Source organism: Streptomyces sp. NPDC051214 (genome assembly GCF_040682375.1).
Lineage (GTDB): Bacteria > Actinomycetota > Actinomycetes > Streptomycetales > Streptomycetaceae > Streptomyces.
The window spans coordinates 82,539-101,633 of record NZ_JBFBAT010000017.1 but is presented as its reverse complement, the minus strand read 5'-3'; the positions used below and the strand labels follow the sequence as shown (position 1 = coordinate 101,633).

Sequence of the window (19,095 nt, the reverse complement as noted above, 5' to 3'; positions counted from 1 at the left end):
GTCGCCCCTATCGTCGTCTCGCTCGTCACCTCTTCGGGGTGGGCGTCCTCTATCCCCCCCAACCCCCCCCCCCCCACTGCTGCGACTTTGTGAACAGCAGCTTCAGAGCTGCAGCTTGAAGCCCACATGCGATGCCGTGAACCCGAGCCGCTCATAGAAACGGCGGGCATCGGTGCGGCTGGCATCGGAGGTCAGCTGCACCAACTGGCAGCCCTGTCGCCGGGATTCATCGACGGCCCACTCGATGAAGCGGGTGCCGAGTCCGCTCCCGCGCTCGTCCGCATGGACGCGTACGCCCTCGATGATCGACCGCAGCGCTCCCTTCCGGGACAGGCCCGGAACGATCGTGAGCTGCAGCGTGCCGACGACGCGCCCCTCGCGTACGGCGACGACCTGGTGCTGGTTCGGGTCCGTGGCGATGCGTTCAAACGCGGCGAGGTACGGGGTGAGTTCGTCCGGCGACTCGCGCGTGCTGCCCAGGGGATCGTCGGCGAGCATCTCCACGATGGCGGGGATGTCGTCGGCGACCGCCGGGCGTATCTCAAGATCTCCCATGAGGCGCAGCCTATGCATCCACCCGGACCTTCGGGAGGCGACTGCCCTACGCGGGGACCCGTACCGCTTCCACGGCCCTGACCAGCGGCGCCAGCTCCGGGTTCAGTGCCGCCTCGTCGAGTGCCTCGCGCAGCGCGGCGTCATTGGTGGGACGGGCCTCGGCGAGCAGTGAGGCGCCCGCCTCGCTGACGTCCGTGTAGATCCCGCGGCGGTCGGTCGGGCAGAGGTAGCGGGACAGCAGCCCGCGGTCCTCGAGCCGCGTGACCAAACGCGTGGTGGCGCTCTGGCTGAGCACGACGGCGTCAGCGACCTGCTTCATCTGCAGATGGCCGCCCTCCCCGTCGTGCTGGCGGCTGAGGACGTCCAGCAGGGAGTACTCGCGCACGCTCAGGTCGTGCTTGGCCTGCAGGGCGCGCTCGATGTGGGTCTCGATCTTCCCGTGGAGCAGGGAGAGCGCGCACCAGCCCTGCGCAAGGGCGGTCAGTGCGGGGTCTGTCGCTGTCATGGCTCTTGTTCCTCCGTCCCGGAGCTGCTGAGGCCAGGATAGTCCACCGACGCAATATCCAGCGGTTGCAAGTAACCCGCGTGTGCAACTATTGTGGACGCAAGCTAAGCGCCCCTGCAACCGTCTTGGAAGGTAGAACCATGCCTCTCGCGCTACTGGCCCTCGCGATCGGGGCCTTCGGAATCGGGACCACAGAGTTCGTCATCATGGGACTGCTCCCTGAGGTCGCGGGTGACTTCGGCGTCTCCATCCCCACGGCCGGTCTCCTCGTGACCGGCTACGCACTCGGCGTCGTGCTCGGTGCTCCCCTGATGACCGTCCTCGGCACCCGCATCTCGCGCAAGCGCATGCTGATGCTGCTCATGGGCCTGTTCATCGCGGGCAACCTGCTCTCCGCCGTGGCCCCGGTCTTCGGCGTCATGCTCGCCGGCCGCGTGGTCGCCTCGCTCGCCCACGGAGCCTTCTTCGGCATCGGTTCGGTCGTCGCGGCGGAACTGGTCGCACCGCAGAAGAAGGCCGGGGCCATCGCCATGATGTTCACGGGCCTGACGGTGGCCAACGTGGTCGGTGTGCCGCTCGGCACGCTCGTCGGACAGACCCTCGGCTGGCGCACCACCTTCGCCGTCGTCGCGGGGCTCGGCGTCATCGGCCTGGCAGGCATCGCCAAGCTCGTGCCGGACCTGCCCAAGCCCGAGGGCGTACGGCTGCGCCACGAGCTGGCCGCCTTCCGCAATGTCCAGGTGCTGCTCGCCATGGCGATGACGATCCTCGGCTTCGGCGGAGTCTTCGCGGCCGTCACCTACCTCGCGCCGATGATGACGGACGTCGCGGGCTACGCGGACTCCTCCGTGACCTGGCTCCTCGTCCTCTTCGGACTCGGCATGGTCGCGGGCAACCTGATCGGCGGAAAGTTCGCGGACCGCGCCCTGATGCCGCTGCTCTACATCTCGCTCAGCTCGCTGGCGGTCGTGCTCGCCCTCTTCACCTTCACCGCGCACAACAAGATCGCGGCCGCCGTGACCATCACCCTCATCGGCGCCCTGGGCTTCGCCACTGTGCCGCCGCTGCAGAAGCGGGTGCTCGACCAGGCCTCCGGCGCTCCCACGCTCGCCTCGGCCATGAACATCGGCGCCTTCAACCTCGGCAACGCGCTCTCCGCCTGGCTCGGCGGCCTCGTGATCTCCGCCGGCCTCGGCTACACCGCCCCCAACTGGGTGGGCGCGGTACTGGCGGGCTCCGCGCTCCTCCTGGCCGTCGTCTCGGCCATGCTCGAGCGCCGCTCGGCCGCTCCCAGTCTGGTCGTCGCGGGTGCCACCCCCGTCGAGCAGGCGACGCCCGTCCACCACTGACCCCCATTCCCCCCTCACCAGCACCACCGCACAAGGAGAACCTCATGAGCACCACCACCGCCGCCGTCGCCCCGCTCACCACGCAGGACGCCGAAGCACTTGTCACCGCGGCCTACCGGGCGGCAGAGGAGGCCGGTGTCACGGTCAGCGTCACCGTTCTCGACGCGGGCGGGCATCTGCTCGCATTCCGGCGCGACGACAAGGCCGTACTGATCTCCGGCGAGACCAGCACCCGCAAGGCGTACACGGCGCTTCAGCTCAACGCACCGACCGCCGACCTCGTCGACCTGGTCAAGCCGGACGGGCCCTTCCACACCCTGCCCACCGCCCTCGACCGGCCGCTGCTCTTCATCGCCGGGGGCGTCCCGGTCCACCGTGACGGCCGGCTGATCGGCTCCCTCGGTGTCGGCGGCGGAGCTCCCGAGCAGGACCACGGGTTCGCCACGACGGCCGTGGAGGCCCTCGCGTAGTACGACAGCGGGAGTACGAAGGCCCGCCCCCGAGCTCCGGAAGCATCCGGCGCTCGGGGGCGGGCCTCTGGGTGCGGTCAGCCGGCGGCGACCGTCAGCGGCGCGAAGCGACGGGTCCAGTCGCCGGGCAGCTCGGGGATGCCGTACGTCATCACGGCGTTGAAGGCGATCGGCTCCAGGCCGCGTTCCTTCACCCAGGCGAGCAGCTCTTCATGGCGTACGTCGATGTCGGTGCGCAGCGGCCGGTCCGAGCCCTCGGCGAGCGAGGCGATCAAGGCCTTCGCGGTCTCCGTGTCCGGAGCGATCAGGGGGCCGATGACGTGGGTCTCCATGTTCGGCCAGGCACCGGCGTAGCCCGTGATCGTGCCGTCCGCCTCCGCGACCCTGAGCTGGTCGACGAAGGCGCGCAGCCGGGTGAGTACGTGCGTGCGGTCGAGCCCGAAGACCTCGGTGTCGAGCCGGACGATCGCGGGCAGGTCCTCCGCGGTCGCCGGGCGGGTGGCGACCCCTGGCGGCGGACCACCGGGAGTGAAGCGGCCGCGGACCATCTCGACACGACCGGTGGTCTTGAATCCGAGCTGCCCATAGAGAGGTTGGCCGTTCGGCGTCGCGTGGAGGGTGAGCGGGGTGGTCCCCGCGCCCTCGATGACGTATCGCATCAGACGGCGGCCGAGGCCCTTGCGGGCGTGGCGCTCGGCGACGAGGACCATGCCGATCGCTCCCAGGCCGGGGCGCTCCTGTGGTCCGTACTCGGTGACCACACAGGCAGCGGCGAGGCCGTCACCGTCGGGGTCGTCGATGCCGTAGCCCGTACCGGCCGAGAGCAGGAGCCCCCATTTGTGGTCCTCGCGTGGCCAGCCGCGATCCTGCGACAGGTCGGCGCAGGCGGTGAGATCGCGGAGGGTCAGCCGGCGGATGGGCAGAGCGGAAAGGGTAGGTGTCGACACTCGGCTCAGGCTGTCCGACGCATGACCTTGGCGTCCACCGGTTTGTGGGGAGAAGCACGGTGGATTTGGCCACGTCGCTTCTGGCCACGGCGGGTCAGACCCCAGGGCTTGAGCACCGAGATGACCATCATGAAGAGATAGGCGCTCAAGGAGACGATGGGTCCGGCGATCAGACCGGTCGGATCCGTCACCGACTCACCCGCGGAAACGGCGGCGACCGTGTCATTGATGCCCGGACGCAGCGCGAACGCCGACGCGGCGGTGGTCGCCAGGGTCAGCCAGAACTTCGTGTAGACCCAGCGGTGCCTGGCAAGTCCCCAAGGGGTGCCGAGGGACAGCAGCAGCCCGCTCAGCAGTGTGAGCAGCGCGAGCGGCAGCACCAGCCAGTCCGCGAAGAGCTTCATGGAGCGGGCGGCGGCCTCGGTGACCGAGGCGGACTCCGTGGTGATGGCCGCGGAAGCAAGCGCGAGCAGGCCGAGCGTGAGCCCGAGCCAGCCTGCGGCGGCGATGACATGGACGACGAGGGTGGCCCGGCGAGCGGGGCGGCTTAGTTTCACGTGAAACACGGTGCCGCGAGCGGCGGCCGAAGGCGTCTGACAGCGGGAGTAACCGCGGGTACTAGCCTCGGCGTACATGGCACGCCTTCACCTCTTCGACCTGGACGGAACGCTGCTGCACGGCACGGCGGCTCCCGTGGAGATCTCACGTCAGCTCGGCCTCGACGCGGAGATCGCGGAGCTGGAACGTGACTTCGTGGCGCAACGGATCGACTCGCTCCAGTACGCGGCTCGGGTACACGCTCTGTGGGTGGACCTCACGGACGCCCAGGTCACCGCCGCCTTCGAGGGGGCTCCGTGGCTGGAGGGGATCCGGGAGACCTGGGCCGAGATCCGCGAGGGCGGTGACTACTGCGCGGTGATCTCGCTTTCGCCGTCGTTCTTCGTGGAGCGGCTGCTCGGCTGGGGTGCGCACGCCGCGTACGGGTCGCGGTTCCCCTCCGTGCCTTTCACCGAGCCGGTGAATCCGACGGGCCTTCTCAATGCCGCGGCCAAGGTGAAGATCGCGAACCGGCTGCGTGAAGAGTTCGGGGTGGGGCAGTCCGATTGCATCGCTTATGGTGACTCGCTCCCGGACGTGGAGCTGTTCGGAGCGGTGCCTGTTTCGGTCGCTGTCAATGCGGATCATCGGCTCGTCGGGCTCGCCACCCACTCTTATGTCGGGCGTGATCTGCGTAAGGCGTATGAATTGGTGCGTGGCGCCGGGTAATGGGGGCAATTGGAAGGCGTCGATCCCTGAATTCCCGGTTAAGGGCGGCGGGACTTGTGCGCCGGACGGCTGCCGGTATGGTCGAGTCCGGTTCGGGCCGGGTGCATCGCAGCGCACCCCTGGGGGGCGCGGGCGGAGGTCAACGCAGCCTAACGGGACGAAGAGATCGAAGACCTGAACTTTCCGTTACGCGACCGGCGTCACGGTGCGGGATGGGACGCTGCGGTGAGGTGGCTGCGGGCAATGTCACATTTACCGCCTACTTGTCCGTAGGGTCCGGTAATCCGGGGTTCAATGTGGCCACATCGGCTGTCGAGGCGGAGCGGGGAAAGCAAGCGGCTTCCTACAGGGAAGTGCACGGACCGACTGAGAGATGTTCGAGGCGAGGCACAGCATGGACGCTCCGACCACCACGTCGGCGGGCAACGGTACTTCCGGCGACAGCGGCGGTGGAGGCGGTTGGTTCACCCCACGGAAGGCGCCGACGCCCTCGGAGAGCGGCGAGCAGCCGACAACGCCCGAGGGCGGTGAGCCCGAGGCGACCGAGGGGCGCCGGGTGTCCGCGATCCGTCCGGTGGGCAGGCCCGGGACGCCCGGCCCGGAAGCCCGGCCCGCACCTGAGCGCGCCGACGCACCCGAACACGCGGACGTACCCGAGCGCGCGGCCGAGGAACGAATACCGGCCGCCCAGGGCGCGGCAGCACCGGCCCCCGCACCGGCTGCCCAAGGCGCGGCAGCAGCGGCCCCCGCACCGGCCGCGGCGCACGGCACACCTCAGGCCCCGGCGCCTCAGCCCGAGTTGCGCTCCGAGCGCATACCGGAGCCCCGGAAGCCCTCCTCCCCCTCGGGGTCCCCCGACGCGATCCGCGTCCAGCGCACGATGGACGAGATAGGGCCCGTCGCCGACAAGGTGACCTCGTACTTCTACGCCCTGCTCTTCACCCGCCACCCCGACCTGCGCCCCCTGTTCCCCGCCGCGATGGACACCCAGCGCGACCGGCTGCTCAAGGCGCTGCTGACCGCGGCCGAGCACATCGACCACCACGACGTACTCACCGCGTATCTGAAGAACCTCGGGCGCGGACACCGCAAGTACGGCACGCGGCCCGAGCACTACCCGGCCGTCGGCGAGTGCCTGATCGGCTCGCTCAGCAGGTACGCGAGCGCGGTCTGGGACGAGGAGACCGAGGCTGCCTGGGTCCGCACGTACACGACGATCTCCCAGATCATGATCGACGCGGCTGCCGCGGATGAACTGCGCGCTCCCGCCTGGTGGTTGGCGGAGGTGGTCTCACACGACCTGAGAACGCCTGACATCGCTGTCGTCACCGTCCGGCCCGATCAGCCCTACCCCTTCCTCGCAGGCCAGTACACAAGCCTGGAGACGCCTTGGTGGCCGCGGATCTGGAGGCACTACTCCTTCGCGTCGGCTCCGCGCTCCGACGGGCTGCTCTCGTTCCATGTGAAGGCCGTCCCCGCGGGCTGGGTCTCCAACGCCCTGGTGCATCACGCACGTCCCGGCGATGTCCTGCGGCTCGGCGCGCCCGCCGGCTCGATGACCGTCGACCACACCACCGACAGCGGCTTGCTCTGTCTGGGCGGAGGCACCGGCATCGCCCCCATCAAGGCGCTCGTCGAGGATGTCGCCGAGCACGGCGAACGGCGGCCGGTGGAGGTCTTCTACGGCGCCCGCAGCGACCACGACCTGTATGACATCGACACGATGCTGCGACTCCAGCAGACCCATCCCTGGCTCTCGGTCCGCCCGGTCGTGGACGGCCACGCCCACTTCCCGGACGCCGTGCGTGAGTACGGCCCCTGGAACGAGTACGACGCCTACCTCTCGGGTCCGCCCGGCATGATCCGCAGCGGAGTGGACGCGCTGCGGGACGTCGGCATCCCGGCCGGCCGCATCCGCCACGACTCCGTCGAGGAACTGGTCGCCGCGGGCGATTAGCCCAGATCAGGGGCGTGCATCGCGCGTACGCCCTCGATGTTGCCGTCCAGGTAGTGCCGCAGCGACAGCGGTACGAGATGGACCGAGGCGATCCCGACCCGGGTGAAGGGCACGTGGACGATCTCGTACTCGCCGCACGGTTCCTCGATCTCCGGGCCGTGTCGCAGCGAGGCGTCCATGGACTCCAGGCGGCAGACGAAGAAGTGCTGGACTTTGACGCCGGTCGCGCCGCCGTCCTCGCCGATGTGCTCGACGGTGTCGACGAAGCAGGGCACCACGTCGGAGATCTTGGCGCCGAGCTCCTCGTGCACCTCACGATGGAGCGCGTCGACGACGGTCGCGTCCTCCGGCTCCACGCCGCCACCAGGGGTGAGCCAGTAGGGATCCATGCCGGGTTTGGTCCGCTTGATCAGGATCAGGTCGTTGCCGTCCAGCAGGACGGCACGGGCGGTGCGCTTGACCACGGGTCGGACGGTCATGGGAGGAATGTGGCCCGGACTGTTCCACGTGAAACATCGTGAACCAGCCGGAGTCCTGCTCAAGCCCAGTCGACCGCAGCGCGCAACAGCCACTCGTGCGCCCGCGCGATGTGCGTCATCGCGAGCGTACCGGTGCGTACGACGAGGAAATACGTGCGCAGGGGCGGCACCGCCGGGTCCAGCAGGGCCACGACCTCGCCACTCTCCAAGGCGGGCGCACAGAGATAACGCGGTAGCACGGCGAGCCCCGCCCCGGTGGAGACGCAGGCGAGCACCGCCCTCAGGTCCGGCACAATGACGGCGCCCGATGCGGCCGGACGGGTGTCGAAGACGGCGGCCCAGTAGCGGGCGACCAGCGGCAGCGACTCGTGCACCTCCACCACGGGCAGGTTCTCCAGCACCGCCGCGCCCTTGCGGCGCAGCTTGCCGGGGCCGACACGGGACGCCAGGCGCGGGCTCGCGACCAGGACGTGCTCCTCGTCGCACAGCGGGGTCGCGGTGAGCAGGGTGCCGCGCGGCCGGACCGTGGTGATCGCCAGGTCGTGGTGCCCGGCGGAGAGCCCTTCCAGGACCTCCTCGGCGTTCCCGAACGAGGCCCGCAGCGCGAAGCCATGCCCGTCCTGCCCGGTCAGCGCGGCGAGAGCGGGTAACGCGCGGGTCGCGGTGAACTCCAAGGGCCCCGCGAGGTGGAGCGTACGTACCGAAGAGTCCTCTTCGAGCCCTGTCTCCGCGATCTCCACCAGGGCATCGAGATGCGGCGCGGCCTTGTGGGCGAGCTCGTCCCCGATGGTCGTGGGGGTCACTCCGCGCGCCTGGCGCAGGAACAGGGGACGGCCCAACTGCCGCTCAAGGGTCCGTATCTGCGAGGTGACGGCGGGCTGGGACAGGCCGAGCAGGGCGGCGGCACGCGTGAAGGAACCTGCCCGGTGCACGGTCACGAACGTGCGCAGCAGGGCCAGATCCACGGCGGCGCCCTCCCCTCCCGGCCCTCGGGCCGCGGCCAACTATAAATATGTCGATAGGTCTCTGCCGCTACTGTGATTGGACACTGACACACAGTCAACTAGCCTTGTTGGCGCGGTTCTGCGCGCGCGGAACCGGGACGGTCCGAGCCACGAGGGGGGAGGCTCGGACCGTTCGTTCTGCGTAGCCCGGTACCAGCGCGCGAGCGCTCCGCGGGCACGCAGGGCGCTCAGCCCGCCGACTCGTCCAGCGCGCGCAGCACGTCCGCGACCAGGTCGACGGCGTCCTCGGAACCGGCGGAGAGGCGGATGAAGCCCTCCGCGACGGCGTCCCCGCCCCAGCGGCCGCGCCGCTCCGCGGTGGAACGCACGCCGCCGAAGCTCGTCGCGTCGTCGACCAGACGCAGCGCGTCCAGGAAACGGTCGGCACGCTCGCGCGACGGCAGCGTGAAGGAGACCACGCATCCGAAGCGCCGCATCTGCTGCGAGGCGACCTTGTACGAGGGATCGTCGGGCAGCCCCGGATAGCGGAGCCCGGTCACCTCGGCACGGGCGCGCAGCGCCTCGGCAAGCGCCAGGGCGTTGGCGTTCTGTCGATCGGCGCGCAGCTGGAGCGTGGCGAGCGACCGATGTGCCAGCCAGGCCTCCATGGGCCCCGGGATGGCCCCGACGATCTTGCGCCAGCGCCGCACGGAGGCGGTCAGCTCGGCGTCGCGGCAGGCGACGTACCCCAGGAGGATGTCGCCGTGGCCGGTGAGCATCTTGGTGCCGCTGGCCACGGAGAAGTCCGCGCCGAGTTCGAGGGGGCGCTGGCCGAGCGGCGTGGCCAGAGTGTTGTCGACCGCCACGAGGGCTCCACGCGCGTGTGCCGCGTCGGCGAGGCGTCGTACGTCGCACACGTCGAGGCCCGGGTTCGACGGCGTCTCGATCCACAGCAGCTTCGCGCCGTCCAGGACGTCGAGCTGGGCGTCACCACCGGTGGGGGCGGTGCGCACCTCGATGCCGTACGCGGTCAGCTGCTCCCTGACGAGGGGCAGCGCCTGATAGCCGTCGTCCGGCAGGACCACCGCGTCACCGGCGCGCAGCTGCGAGAAGAGCACCGCCGAGATGGCGGCCATCCCGGAGGCGAAGACCAGGGTCTCGACGCCCGGTCCCGCGGCCTCGCCGTCGGCCTGGTCCGGCGCCTCGAGCTCGCCGATGGCCTGCTCGAGAAGGGTCCAGGTCGGGTTGTCGTCCCGGCCGTAGGTGTAGGGCCCTGTGGGCTCGCCCGGCAGGTGGAAGTGCGCGGCGAACACCGGCCCGGGGAGGGTCGGCTCGTACTTCACCGGCTCGGGGAGGCCGGCCCGCACCGCTCTGGTGCCGTCGCCCGTCCCGGTGCCTGTTCCCGCGCCGTCACCTGCGGATATCGCTGCGGAGTCCGTCATGCCGCCCGCCCTTCCCTTGCTTCACGTACGGCGTCGAGCAGACCGTCGCTCGCCGCCTCCACCATTCTCAGGCACGTGTCGAATCCGTCGATGTCCCCGTAGTACGGGTCAGGCACGTCCAGCTCGCCGAGCCCGGCGGCGACGGGGTCGTACGAGCGCAGCAGCCGCACCTTGTCCGCGTCGGCCGGTGTGGGCGCGAGGCGGCGCAGGGCCCGGTGGTGTCCGGCGTCCAGGGCGATCACGAGGTCGAGCCGGGGGAACCAGGAGACCTGGAAGCGGCGCGCCACGTGATCGCTCTCATAGCCGGCCGCCTCCAGGACGGAGACGGTGCGCGGATCGGCGCCATCCCCCTCGTGCCAGCCGTCGGTGCCCGCGCTGTCCACCACGACGAGGCCACCGAGCCCTGCCTCGTCGACCCGGGCACGGAAGACGGACTCGGCCATGGGGGACCGGCAGATGTTGCCGGTGCACACGAAGCACACGGAGAAGGCCATGGGGCGGTCTCAGTCCTTGTCGTCGGGCAGGACGACGTTCATCGCCCAGGACACGATCGAGATGATCAGGCCGCCCAGGACGGCGGTCCAGAACCCGTCGACGTGGAAGCTCACGTCGAGCTTGTCGGCCAGCCATGAGGTGAGCAGCAGCATCAGCGCGTTGACCACGAGGGTGATCAGGCCGAGGGTCAGGATGAACAAGGGGAAGGTGAGCACCTTCACGACCGGCTTGACCAGGAAGTTCACCAGGCCGAAGAGCAGGGCGACGACGATCAGCGTGAGCGTCTTCTTGCCCGTGCTGTCACCGGTCAGCGTGATCTTGTCGAGGAGCCACACGGCGACGGCCAGGGCCGCCGCGTTGGCGATCGTCTTGACTACGAAATTCTTCATGTGTGTGATCGTTGCAGACGGACGGCCAGAACGGCCGGTTCGCGGGCTGGGGCAAGGGGTGTACGAGGACGATGAAGGCATTCCGGCTGGATGAACTGGAGACGGAGCGCGCCGCCAACGACGGCGCGTACCTGCAGTTTCTGCGCGAGCGGAACATGTCGGTCGGGCTGTACGCGCTCGACGCCGGGGAGTCCGACCCGCAGCAGCCTCATCAGCAGGACGAGGTGTACATGATCGTCAGCGGCCGGGCGTCGATCACGGTCGGCATGGAGACCACCCAGGTCGCGCGCGGCAGCGTGGTCTATGTGCCCGCCGGGGTGGCCCACAAGTTCCATCACATCAGCGAGGACCTGCGGGTGCTCGTCGTCTTCTCGCCGCCGGAGGGCTGATCCTCCCCTGCCGGCTGCCCGGTGGAGGGCGGGTCCTGTACGCCGCAGGGCTGACTTCTCGGGGCTGCGACCTCGGGGTTCCCTAGGGGGCGGATCAGGGGAGGACAAGGGATGCGAGGCCCCCGTCGGGCCCCCCGCCGCCCTAGCATCGAATGCAAGAAGCAGGACGTATGCGGAGAGAGGTAAGGACGATGGCTGCGCAGGAGATCTTCTCGGGATTGCCGTGGTGGGTGAAGTGGATCGCGGTGCCTGTCATCGCCCTGGTCGTGTTCGGCGGTCTGATAGCGAGCGTCGTGGGTTTCGTGGTCGGCCTGCTCTTCAAGGCGCTGCTTTTCGTCGCCTTGGTGGGTGGACTCATCTACGTCGTACGGAAGTTCATATCCGGCTCGACGTCTTCGCGCGGCGATTGGTGACTTCCCGCAACAGTTCGCTCGGGTGGGGGAAGTTTCCTGGTGCGGCGCCTTGGTCCGGCGGCCAGCGGTTAGAGTCCGAAAACCGACGCGGGGTGAGCCCCGCGTGCGGGCGCACTGCGCTCCCACCCGTGTAGCCCCGGGCACGGGCGGAACCCCCAGCCGTTTTCGGGAGTGAACCTTGGCCACGGTTGACGCCACACCCGCCGACATCCCGTCCGACGACCCCTCGTACGCGGCGTCGCCGACCGGCCCGGCCTCAACTACGGCCGCGCCGACCCTCATTGGCTCCGTACAGCGGGCGATGCGCCTCCTGGAGGCCGCGTCCGCGCACCAGGAGGGGGCGCCCGCCAAGCAGTTGGCACGAGAGGCCGGGCTCGCGCTCCCCACGGCCTATCACCTGCTGCGGACGCTGACGCACGAGGGCTATCTGAGCCGCGAGAAGGGCGTGTTCGTGCTCGGCGAGGCGGCCGAGCGGCTGAGTGCGAGCGGAGCACAGCAGAATCGTCGCGGCATGATCGGTGAGGCCCTGGAGCACTGGCGGGACGCCATCGGCGTGCCGGTGTACTTCGCCGTCTACCGCGAGGGCGAGATCGAGGTCGTGGCCGTCGCGGACACGCCGGGGAATCCGGCGGTGGAGGAGTGGGCCGACTTCCGCGAGACCGGACACGCCCATGCGATCGGGCAATGTCTGCTCGCCCAACTCGACGACGAACAGCGCCGGGACCACCTCTCCCGCTATCCGGTGCAGTCGATCACTCGATACTCGGTCCGCGACAACCGCACTTTCATCCGCCGCCTGGACGCGATGGACCGGATGCGGCCCGTGGTGGAGCGTCAGGAGTACGCGCTGGGGACGGTCTGCGCCGCGATTCCGATCACTGCGGGTAACACGGCCGCGACGATGGCGATTTCAGTTCCGGCCTATCAGTCGGACCGCCTGCTACCTGCGGCCGAGCGTTTGCAGGGCGAGATCGGAAGGCTGTTAAGGACACTTGCTTTCTCTATCAGCATCTGAAAACTCACTCCTTGTGATCTGATGTGTACGTTAAGCAAGATGCCATGAGTGTCAGGGAGTTGGTTCCTGGCCAGTCGAGCTTTAGCGACGGGGTAGGCGGGCGATGCGCGAGTCGGTCCAGGCAGAGGTCATGATGAGCTTCCTCGTTTCCGAGGAGCTGTCGTTTCGCATCCCGGTGGAGCTGGGTTATGAGACCGGCGATCCTTACGCCGTCCGGTTGACCTTCCACCTCCCCGGCGACGCGCCCGTCACCTGGGCCTTCGGCCGCGAGCTGCTGGTCGACGGCGTGGGCGGGGCGTGCGGAGACGGGGACGTGCACATCGCCCCCACCGATCCCGAGCTGCTCGACGAGGCGCTCATCCGGCTCCAGGTCGGCGCGGACCAGGCGCTGTTCCGGGTGGGGATTCCGCCCCTGCTCGCCTTCCTCGACCGTACGGACAAGCTGGTTCCGCTGGGGCAGGAGCGGGCGCTCGCCGACTTCGAGACGCACCTGGACGAGGCGCTGGACCGGATCCTCGCCGAGGAGCAGAGCGCGGGCTGACCCTCCGTGAGCCAAGAGACGCAGCCGTACGGCAGATTGGTGCATTTCGTGGCATCGATTGGTGCGGCCCAGGCGTCGTGCCTCAGGCCTTGCGGCGGCGGCCCTTTCCGCCGCGGCTCTGCTTGGGGGCGGGGGTGGCGCCGCTCACGGGTCCGGCCGTGGGCACCGGCCGGCTCGCCGCCGGCCGATTCGAGGATGCCGTGCGGTCGGCGGAGACCACCAGGGCCGCGAGCGCCGTCGTCACCGGCACCGAGGCGACCAGGCCGATCGAGCCGACCAGGGTGCGCACGATCTCCTCGGCCACCAGCTCGCTGTTGGCCACCGTGCCCACGCTGCTCTGCGCGATGGAGAAGAGCAGCAGCAGGGGCAGCGCGGCGCCCGCGTAGGCCAGGACCAGGGTGTTGACGACCGAGGCGATGTGGTCGCGGCCGATGCGGATGGCGGCGCCGTACAGACCGCGCCAGCCCATCGTGGGATTGGCCTGATGCAGTTCCCAGACCGCGGACGTCTGCGTCACCGTCACGTCGTCGAGTACGCCGAGGGAGCCGATGATGACGCCGGCGAGCAGCAGGCCGCTCATGTCGATGGACGGGTACAGACCGTGGATCAGGCCGGTGTTGTCGTCCGTGTTGCCGGTCAGTGAGGCCCAGCCGATGAAGAGCGAGCCGAGCAGCCCGATCAGGAGCAGAGAGATCAGCGTGCCGAGGACGGCGACCGACGTACGGGCCGTCAGGCCATGGCACAGATAGAGCGCGATCAGCATGATGGCGCTGGCCCCGATCACCGCCACGACCAGCGGGTTCGAGCCCTGCAGGATCGCGGGCAGGATGAAGAACGTCAGGACCAGGAAGCTCAACGCCAGCGCGACCAGGGCCATGACACCGCGCAGCCGTCCCACCGCCACGACGACGAGCGCGAAGATCCCGGCGAGCAGCGCCATGGGGAACTTCCGGTTCACGTCGGTGACCGAGTACTGCAACGCCTCGGGGGCCGTGGGCTCGTAGGCGACCACCACCTGCTGGCCCTCGCGCAACTGCCGTGGTGAGTCCGGCTGGACGATCTCGGTGAAGGTGCGGCCCTTGTCCTTGCCGCTGGTCACCTCGATCGTCGCCTTCTTGCAGACGCCCTTCGCGCGGGACTCCGCGGACTGCCCCTCGGCGGTGGAGGTGTCGCCGTTGGGAGGGGTCTGCGAGGCGTTCACGTCCTTGCAGGGCAGCTCCTGCACCTTCGTCACGTCGGCCGACTGCGTCTGCCGGTCGAAGCCGACTCCGGTGCGCTCATGGCCCGGCGCGCCACCGGGCCACAGCACCACGAGGCCCACGAGCACTGCCGTGGCGAAAGGAATCAGCACGGCGGCGATGACCTTGCGCAGATGCTTCGAAACCGGCGCGGCCGGACCATGGCTGTGGGAGTGCCCGTGCGGGTCCGGGGGACGGTTCGGGACGGGCGGCTGGGACGGCGGCTGTGTGGTGGTCACTGCCCGATCATCGCAAGAACGGACGGGGCCCTCTGTTCAGCGCGCCCGACATGACGCTAGCGTGGAGCCACCTTTGCAATCGCGGGAGCTCGGAGCACCGGGCTGAGAGGGCGCTGACCCCCGTACGAATCGGCACAGGAAGTGCACGAAGTACGGGATTCGCTGCGTCGACCGCCGAACCTGTTACCGGGTAATGCCGGCGTAGGGAGTAGGTCTCATGACCACATCGGACGCACGCACGCCTGCCTCGACGCAGAACCAGGGCGACGAGGCCGGGAAGTCCATCGGCTGGCACAAGGCGTATGTCGAGGGCTCGCGCCCCGATCTGCGGGTGCCGGTCCGCCAGGTGCACCTCACCAACGGCAAGGCCGTGACCCTGTACGACACTTCGGGGCCGTACACCGACGAATCCGTCGACACCGACGTCCGCAGGGGCCTCGCGCCCCTCCGGGAGAACTGGATCATCGCCCGCGGCGACACCGAGGAGTACACCGGCCGCCCGCCCCGTCCCGAGGACGACGGCATCAAGCACACCTCGCCCCGCGGCGGCCTGAAGAACCTCGACGCGGTCTTCCCGGGCCGCCCGCGCCAGCCGCGCAGGGGGCGCGCGGGGCAGGCGGTGACGCAGCTCGCGTACGCCCGCCGTGGCGAGATCACGCCCGAGATGGAGTTCATCGGGATCCGCGAGAACCTCGATCCCGAGGTCGTGCGCGCGGAGGTCGCCGCGGGCCGCGCGGTGATCCCCGCCAACGTCAACCACCCGGAGATCGAGCCGATGATCATCGGCAAGAAGTTCCTGGTGAAGGTGAACGCCAACATCGGCAACTCCGCGGTCACCTCCTCCATCGAGGAGGAGGTGGACAAGATGACGTGGGCGACCAAGTGGGGCGCCGACACGGTCATGGACCTTTCCACCGGGCGCAACATCCACACCACCCGCGAATGGGTCCTGCGCAACTCCCCCGTGCCCATCGGCACCGTGCCGCTCTACCAGGCCCTGGAGAAGGTCGACGGCCAGGCCGAGGCGCTGACCTGGGAGATCTACAAGGACACGGTCATCGAGCAGGCCGAGCAGGGCGTGGACTACATGACGGTGCACGCGGGCGTGCGCCTCCCGTACGTCCCGCTGACCGCCAACCGCAAGACCGGCATCGTCTCGCGCGGCGGCTCGATCATGGCGGCCTGGTGCCTCGCGCACCACAAGGAGAGCTTCCTCTACGAGAACTTCGAGGAGCTCTGCGAGATCCTCGCCTCGTACGACGTGACGTACTCCCTCGGCGACGGGCTGCGGCCCGGTTCGATCGCGGACGCCAACGACGAGGCGCAGTTCGCCGAGTTGCGCACCCTCGGGGAACTCAACACGATCGCCAAGCGTCATCACGTACAGACCATGATCGAGGGCCCGGGACACGTCCCGATGCACAAGATCAAGGAGAACATCGACCTTCAGCAGGAGATCTGCGAGGAGGCGCCGTTCTACACGCTCGGCCCGCTGACCACCGACATCGCGCCCGCGTACGACCACATCACCTCCGGCATCGGCGCCGCGATGATCGGCTGGTGGGGCACGGCGATGCTCTGCTACGTCACGCCCAAGGAGCACCTGGGCCTGCCCAACCGGGACGACGTGAAGACCGGCGTCATCACGTACAAGATCGCGGCCCACGCGGCAGACCTCGCCAAGGGGCACCCTGGCGCGCAGGACTGGGACGACGCGCTCTCGGACGCCCGCTTCGAGTTCCGCTGGGAGGACCAGTTCAACCTGGCCCTCGACCCGGTCACGGCAAGGGAGTTCCACGACGAGACACTGCCGGCGGAGCCCGCGAAGACGGCCCACTTCTGCTCGATGTGCGGGCCGAAGTTCTGCAGCATGAAGATCTCGCATGACATCCGGCGTGAGCACGGCGGCACGCAGGACGAGATCGCGGCGGGCATGGACCAGAAGTCCAAGGAGTTCGCGGCAGCAGGAAACCGCGTCTACCTGCCCATCGCCGACTGAGGCAGGGTGCGCGTCGCGCTTCGGGCGGGCATCGCGCCCGCCCGAAGCAGCGTCGCGTCCTACTCCGGCTTGTCGCGTCCTACTCCGGCTTGTGGTCGGGGCCGCCGAAGTCCGGGCTCGAGAAGTCCGGGCTGGAGAAGCTCGGGCGCGGTCCCGCCGCCGGGCCGCCCTCCGGGCTGCTGAACCCCGGCCTGTTGTAGCCGAGTTGAGGCATGCGGCTGCCCGGGTCCGACGACGGTGTACGCGCCGCGTGCGCCGCCCCCGGGTCCGCGAGCGCCTCCCGCAGGAACGGCAGGACGCCGCGCTCCATCAGTGCTTCGCCCCAGGCTTCCCTGGCACGAACCACCTCCTCGTTCCACTCTCCGTGCGCACCGGCCTGGAGCGACGTGGCGCCGTTGCGCAGGGCGGTCAGGAGCAGGCCGATCGCGGCGATCAGGATGCCCCCTGCGGTGAGCGCGCCGAACAGCCACCCCGCGGTGAGCAGGGTTTCCGCGAAGGCGGGCTCAGGGTTGAGCATCTTCAGGATGTAGCCGACGAGCAGGAAGATCGCGGCGGCCGCCCCGGCGAGTACCGGTGCGAGCACCGCGACGACGGCGATGGCCCCCGCCCCCGAAGCCTGGGTGGTGACCTCCCCCATCGTGGTCGCGAGACCGAGGCCTCCGGAGCCGGCTTCCGCCGGACCCTCGGTGCTCCGCTCCCGGATGGATGGTGCGGCAGATCCGCTTTCGCGCAGTTCCTCGCGGACCTTCACATAGTGCGTGTACTCGGTCGTGGCGGCGGCAGTGATCAGCGCAGTGGCGTTCAGGGCCATGGTGCGCAGCTGCTCGGGATTGAGCCGCTCGCCCACTGCGGCGAGATCAGGACGACTTGGTGCCGTGCGCAGCGCCTCATCGAGGATCCGCTCGTATTCGGGGCGGTCCTCATTGAGCAGGTGTGGAGCGCTGTTCATGTGCATCCCCCGATGCTCCGTAGGGCTTGGGGCTCGCATGGGTGCGAGCCGTCGGGCAGAAACGGAGGGGAGCCTGCTACGGATAAGCCGATGGTAGAGCCGTGAAGGCACGCGGTGACAGGGGGTTTCCAGAAATAGACCCCCTGGCCAGCGTGATCCTGTAGTGGTGCGCCTGCCCGACGAACGCTCAGTTATCCAGGGGCAGTTGGCAGACCAGCAGTTTTCCGGCCATGGTCACGCCGCCGTCCATGGCGATGGCCAGGCCGCCTGCGTAGATGTGTGGTCCCTCGATGACCGGACCGCCGCCGTCCGAGTCATCCTCGGAGCCGACATCGCCGAGCAGATACGGGATGGGGCTGTGGCCATGCACGATGCGGTGACCGCCGTACATGTCGAGGAGTTCGCGTACGGCCGAGGGGCCCGACTCGTCGCGGAAGGCGAAGCGCTTGGTGAACTTCCTAAAGAGGTCCCAGCACTCGTCGGCGTCGTTGCGCGTGAGGGTCTCGCGGACCGTGTCGTTCACGGCTTCGATCGAGTCGCCGTAATCCAGATAGGCGGTCGTGTCGGAGTGCATCAGGAGATGCCCGTCCTCCGACTCGATCGCGTCGAGGCGGGCCATCCACTGCAGATGGTGGTCCTCGAGGCGCTCCATGTCGGTCTTCTGGCCGCCGTTCAGGAGCCAGGCGGCCTGGAAGGTGGCCGTGCCCGCGCCCGAGTTGACCGGGGTGTCGCCGAACCGCTTCGCGCCGAGCAGGAGCAGCTCGTGGTTGCCCATGAGCGCCTTGCAGTAGCCGCCCGCGGCCGCCGCCTGCGCGGACAGCCGCATCACGAGGTCGATGACGCCGATGCCGTCCGGACCGCGGTCGGTGAAGTCGCCGAGGAACCACAGGCGCGCGTTGCCCGCGGACCAGTCGCCTTCGGCGTCGATGAGGCCCTGCTCCTGGAGCGCCGCGAGCAGCTCGTCCAGATAGCCGTGCACGTCACCCACCACGAACAGCGGGCCGTGTTCGTCGGACGCCGGCGCCTGCGGAGGCTCGGGCATGGCCTGCACCTCCACTTGCACGGTGTCTGTGCGGTTGATGACGGGCAGGTCGCGCTGGGTGGGGGTGTAGCCGTCATCCAGCGAACCGGGGGCCTCCCCGGGGGCGCCCGGAACCGCCACGCTCGCCGGGTCCCCCTGGACCGGCCCGGTCTCGTGGACGTACGCCGGAACGCGGAAGTCGCGCAACGTCGCCGTCCGCACATCGGGTCCCTGACCGGCCCCCTGAGTCATCGACCCCTCCACCACCATTGCGCCGCATCTGCACCGAGATCGGACTGCCTGGTCGCAGCGGCCCGCGGTGTCGTCCGCCCATCATAGGAATGCGGCTCGCGCTGTGTGGTGCACCAGGGGTGGTGAATCAGTGCTGAACCCCAGTTCACCGAGGTTTTCTCCCGAATTGGGTAGGGGTTTCCCCCCAGGCCACGGCGGGGATGCGCCAGGCAGTGCTGGTTGACGGCCGGATGATTGGCCG

The 19,095-nt window shown here is 69.3% G+C and carries 21 protein-coding genes and 1 riboswitch; of the genes, 9 read left to right on the top strand and 12 right to left on the bottom strand.

Going from position 1 to position 19,095, the window contains the following annotated elements:
- Nucleotides 1–102 precede the first annotated feature (102 nt).
- Both AB0M70_RS35580 and AB0M70_RS35575 read right to left on the bottom strand, forming a co-directional pair.
- Nucleotides 103–555, bottom strand: a complete 453-nt coding sequence (locus tag AB0M70_RS35580; RefSeq protein ID WP_365826818.1) for a GNAT family N-acetyltransferase — start codon at nt 553–555, stop codon at nt 103–105.
- Nucleotides 556–601: 46 nt separating this feature from the next.
- Nucleotides 602–1,060: a MarR family transcriptional regulator gene (locus tag AB0M70_RS35575; RefSeq protein WP_365826816.1), complete on the bottom strand. Its 459-nt coding sequence runs from the start codon at nt 1,058–1,060 to the stop codon at nt 602–604.
- 140 nt (nt 1,061–1,200) lie between these two features.
- On the opposite strand from AB0M70_RS35575, the gene AB0M70_RS35570 reads away from it, so the two are divergent.
- Both AB0M70_RS35570 and AB0M70_RS35565 read left to right on the top strand, forming a co-directional pair.
- The gene (locus AB0M70_RS35570; RefSeq protein WP_365826814.1) at nt 1,201–2,409 is read left to right on the top strand and encodes an MFS transporter; all 1,209 of its coding nucleotides are present in this window, start codon (nt 1,201–1,203) and stop codon (nt 2,407–2,409) included.
- 44 nt (nt 2,410–2,453) lie between these two features.
- The gene (locus AB0M70_RS35565) at nt 2,454–2,879 is read left to right on the top strand and encodes a heme-binding protein (RefSeq protein WP_365826812.1); all 426 of its coding nucleotides are present in this window, start codon (nt 2,454–2,456) and stop codon (nt 2,877–2,879) included.
- A 77-nt stretch (nt 2,880–2,956) separates the two neighbouring features.
- Here the strand turns inward: AB0M70_RS35565 and AB0M70_RS35560 are convergent, their stop codons facing one another.
- Both AB0M70_RS35560 and AB0M70_RS35555 read right to left on the bottom strand, forming a co-directional pair.
- Nucleotides 2,957–3,826: a GNAT family N-acetyltransferase gene (locus AB0M70_RS35560; RefSeq protein WP_365826810.1), complete on the bottom strand. Its 870-nt coding sequence runs from the start codon at nt 3,824–3,826 to the stop codon at nt 2,957–2,959.
- 5 nt (nt 3,827–3,831) lie between these two features.
- Nucleotides 3,832–4,383 (bottom strand): DUF2269 domain-containing protein, encoded by a 552-nt coding sequence (locus AB0M70_RS35555; protein ID WP_365826808.1) that lies wholly within the window; start codon nt 4,381–4,383, stop codon nt 3,832–3,834.
- Nucleotides 4,384–4,459: 76 nt separating this feature from the next.
- Here AB0M70_RS35555 and AB0M70_RS35550 point away from each other — a divergent pair, with 76 nt between their 5' ends.
- Both AB0M70_RS35550 and AB0M70_RS35545 read left to right on the top strand, forming a co-directional pair.
- Nucleotides 4,460–5,092: an HAD-IB family phosphatase gene (locus AB0M70_RS35550; protein WP_365826806.1), complete on the top strand. Its 633-nt coding sequence runs from the start codon at nt 4,460–4,462 to the stop codon at nt 5,090–5,092.
- Nucleotides 5,093–5,486: 394 nt separating this feature from the next.
- Complete coding sequence (locus AB0M70_RS35545) at nt 5,487–7,049, top strand: globin domain-containing protein (protein WP_365826804.1); 1,563 nt, start codon at nt 5,487–5,489, stop codon at nt 7,047–7,049.
- On the opposite strand, the gene AB0M70_RS35540 is transcribed toward AB0M70_RS35545, so the two are convergent.
- The 5 genes from AB0M70_RS35540 to AB0M70_RS35520 all read right to left on the bottom strand — a co-directional run bounded on the left by AB0M70_RS35540 (nt 7,046) and on the right by AB0M70_RS35520 (nt 10,798).
- Nucleotides 7,046–7,528, bottom strand: a complete 483-nt coding sequence (locus tag AB0M70_RS35540) for an NUDIX hydrolase (protein ID WP_365826802.1) — start codon at nt 7,526–7,528, stop codon at nt 7,046–7,048. The two genes, AB0M70_RS35545 and AB0M70_RS35540, sit on opposite strands and share 4 nt — an antisense overlap.
- A gap of 59 nt (nt 7,529–7,587) precedes the next feature.
- Entirely contained in the window at nt 7,588–8,493 is a 906-nt protein-coding gene (locus tag AB0M70_RS35535) for a LysR family transcriptional regulator (protein WP_365826800.1), read from the bottom strand.
- A gap of 227 nt (nt 8,494–8,720) precedes the next feature.
- Entirely contained in the window at nt 8,721–9,914 is a 1,194-nt protein-coding gene (locus AB0M70_RS35530; protein WP_365826798.1) for a cystathionine gamma-lyase, read from the bottom strand.
- The gene (locus tag AB0M70_RS35525; RefSeq protein WP_365826796.1) at nt 9,911–10,408 is read right to left on the bottom strand and encodes a low molecular weight protein-tyrosine-phosphatase; all 498 of its coding nucleotides are present in this window, start codon (nt 10,406–10,408) and stop codon (nt 9,911–9,913) included. Before AB0M70_RS35525 ends, AB0M70_RS35530 begins: the two co-directional genes overlap by 4 nt.
- A gap of 9 nt (nt 10,409–10,417) precedes the next feature.
- Nucleotides 10,418–10,798 carry a phage holin family protein gene (locus AB0M70_RS35520; RefSeq protein WP_365826794.1) on the bottom strand — a complete coding sequence of 127 codons (381 nt, stop codon included), beginning with the start codon at nt 10,796–10,798 and terminating at the stop codon, nt 10,418–10,420.
- A 71-nt stretch (nt 10,799–10,869) separates the two neighbouring features.
- Between AB0M70_RS35520 and AB0M70_RS35515 the strand changes: the two genes are divergently transcribed.
- The 4 genes from AB0M70_RS35515 (at nt 10,870) to AB0M70_RS35500 (ending at nt 13,156) form a co-directional block, all read left to right on the top strand.
- A complete protein-coding gene (locus AB0M70_RS35515; RefSeq protein WP_160506069.1) occupies nt 10,870–11,187 on the top strand; it encodes a cupin domain-containing protein in 318 nt (105 codons plus the stop codon).
- 191 nt (nt 11,188–11,378) lie between these two features.
- Complete coding sequence (locus AB0M70_RS35510) at nt 11,379–11,600, top strand: DUF5326 family protein (protein WP_365826978.1); 222 nt, start codon at nt 11,379–11,381, stop codon at nt 11,598–11,600.
- 280 nt (nt 11,601–11,880) lie between these two features.
- Nucleotides 11,881–12,615 carry an IclR family transcriptional regulator C-terminal domain-containing protein gene (locus AB0M70_RS35505; protein ID WP_365826976.1) on the top strand — a complete coding sequence of 245 codons (735 nt, stop codon included), beginning with the start codon at nt 11,881–11,883 and terminating at the stop codon, nt 12,613–12,615.
- Between the two features lie 103 nt (nt 12,616–12,718).
- The gene (locus AB0M70_RS35500) at nt 12,719–13,156 is read left to right on the top strand and encodes an SsgA family sporulation/cell division regulator (RefSeq protein WP_365826792.1); all 438 of its coding nucleotides are present in this window, start codon (nt 12,719–12,721) and stop codon (nt 13,154–13,156) included.
- An 82-nt stretch (nt 13,157–13,238) separates the two neighbouring features.
- On the opposite strand, the gene AB0M70_RS35495 is transcribed toward AB0M70_RS35500, so the two are convergent.
- The gene (locus AB0M70_RS35495; RefSeq protein ID WP_365826790.1) at nt 13,239–14,633 is read right to left on the bottom strand and encodes a YibE/F family protein; all 1,395 of its coding nucleotides are present in this window, start codon (nt 14,631–14,633) and stop codon (nt 13,239–13,241) included.
- Between the two features lie 71 nt (nt 14,634–14,704).
- Nucleotides 14,705–14,858, top strand: a riboswitch (TPP riboswitch).
- Here AB0M70_RS35495 and thiC point away from each other — a divergent pair.
- On the top strand, nt 14,851–16,632 hold the full coding sequence (gene thiC / locus AB0M70_RS35490) for a phosphomethylpyrimidine synthase ThiC (protein ID WP_365826788.1): 1,782 nt from the start codon (nt 14,851–14,853) through the stop codon (nt 16,630–16,632). (Overlaps the previous riboswitch by 8 nt.)
- Before the next feature lie 79 nt (nt 16,633–16,711).
- Here the strand turns inward: thiC and AB0M70_RS35485 are convergent, their stop codons facing one another.
- Both AB0M70_RS35485 and AB0M70_RS35480 read right to left on the bottom strand, forming a co-directional pair.
- Nucleotides 16,712–17,587, bottom strand: a complete 876-nt coding sequence (locus AB0M70_RS35485) for a hypothetical protein (RefSeq protein WP_365826786.1) — start codon at nt 17,585–17,587, stop codon at nt 16,712–16,714.
- A 181-nt stretch (nt 17,588–17,768) separates the two neighbouring features.
- Nucleotides 17,769–18,854 (bottom strand): metallophosphoesterase, encoded by a 1,086-nt coding sequence (locus tag AB0M70_RS35480; protein ID WP_365826784.1) that lies wholly within the window; start codon nt 18,852–18,854, stop codon nt 17,769–17,771.
- Between the last annotated feature and the right edge of the window lie 241 nt (nt 18,855–19,095).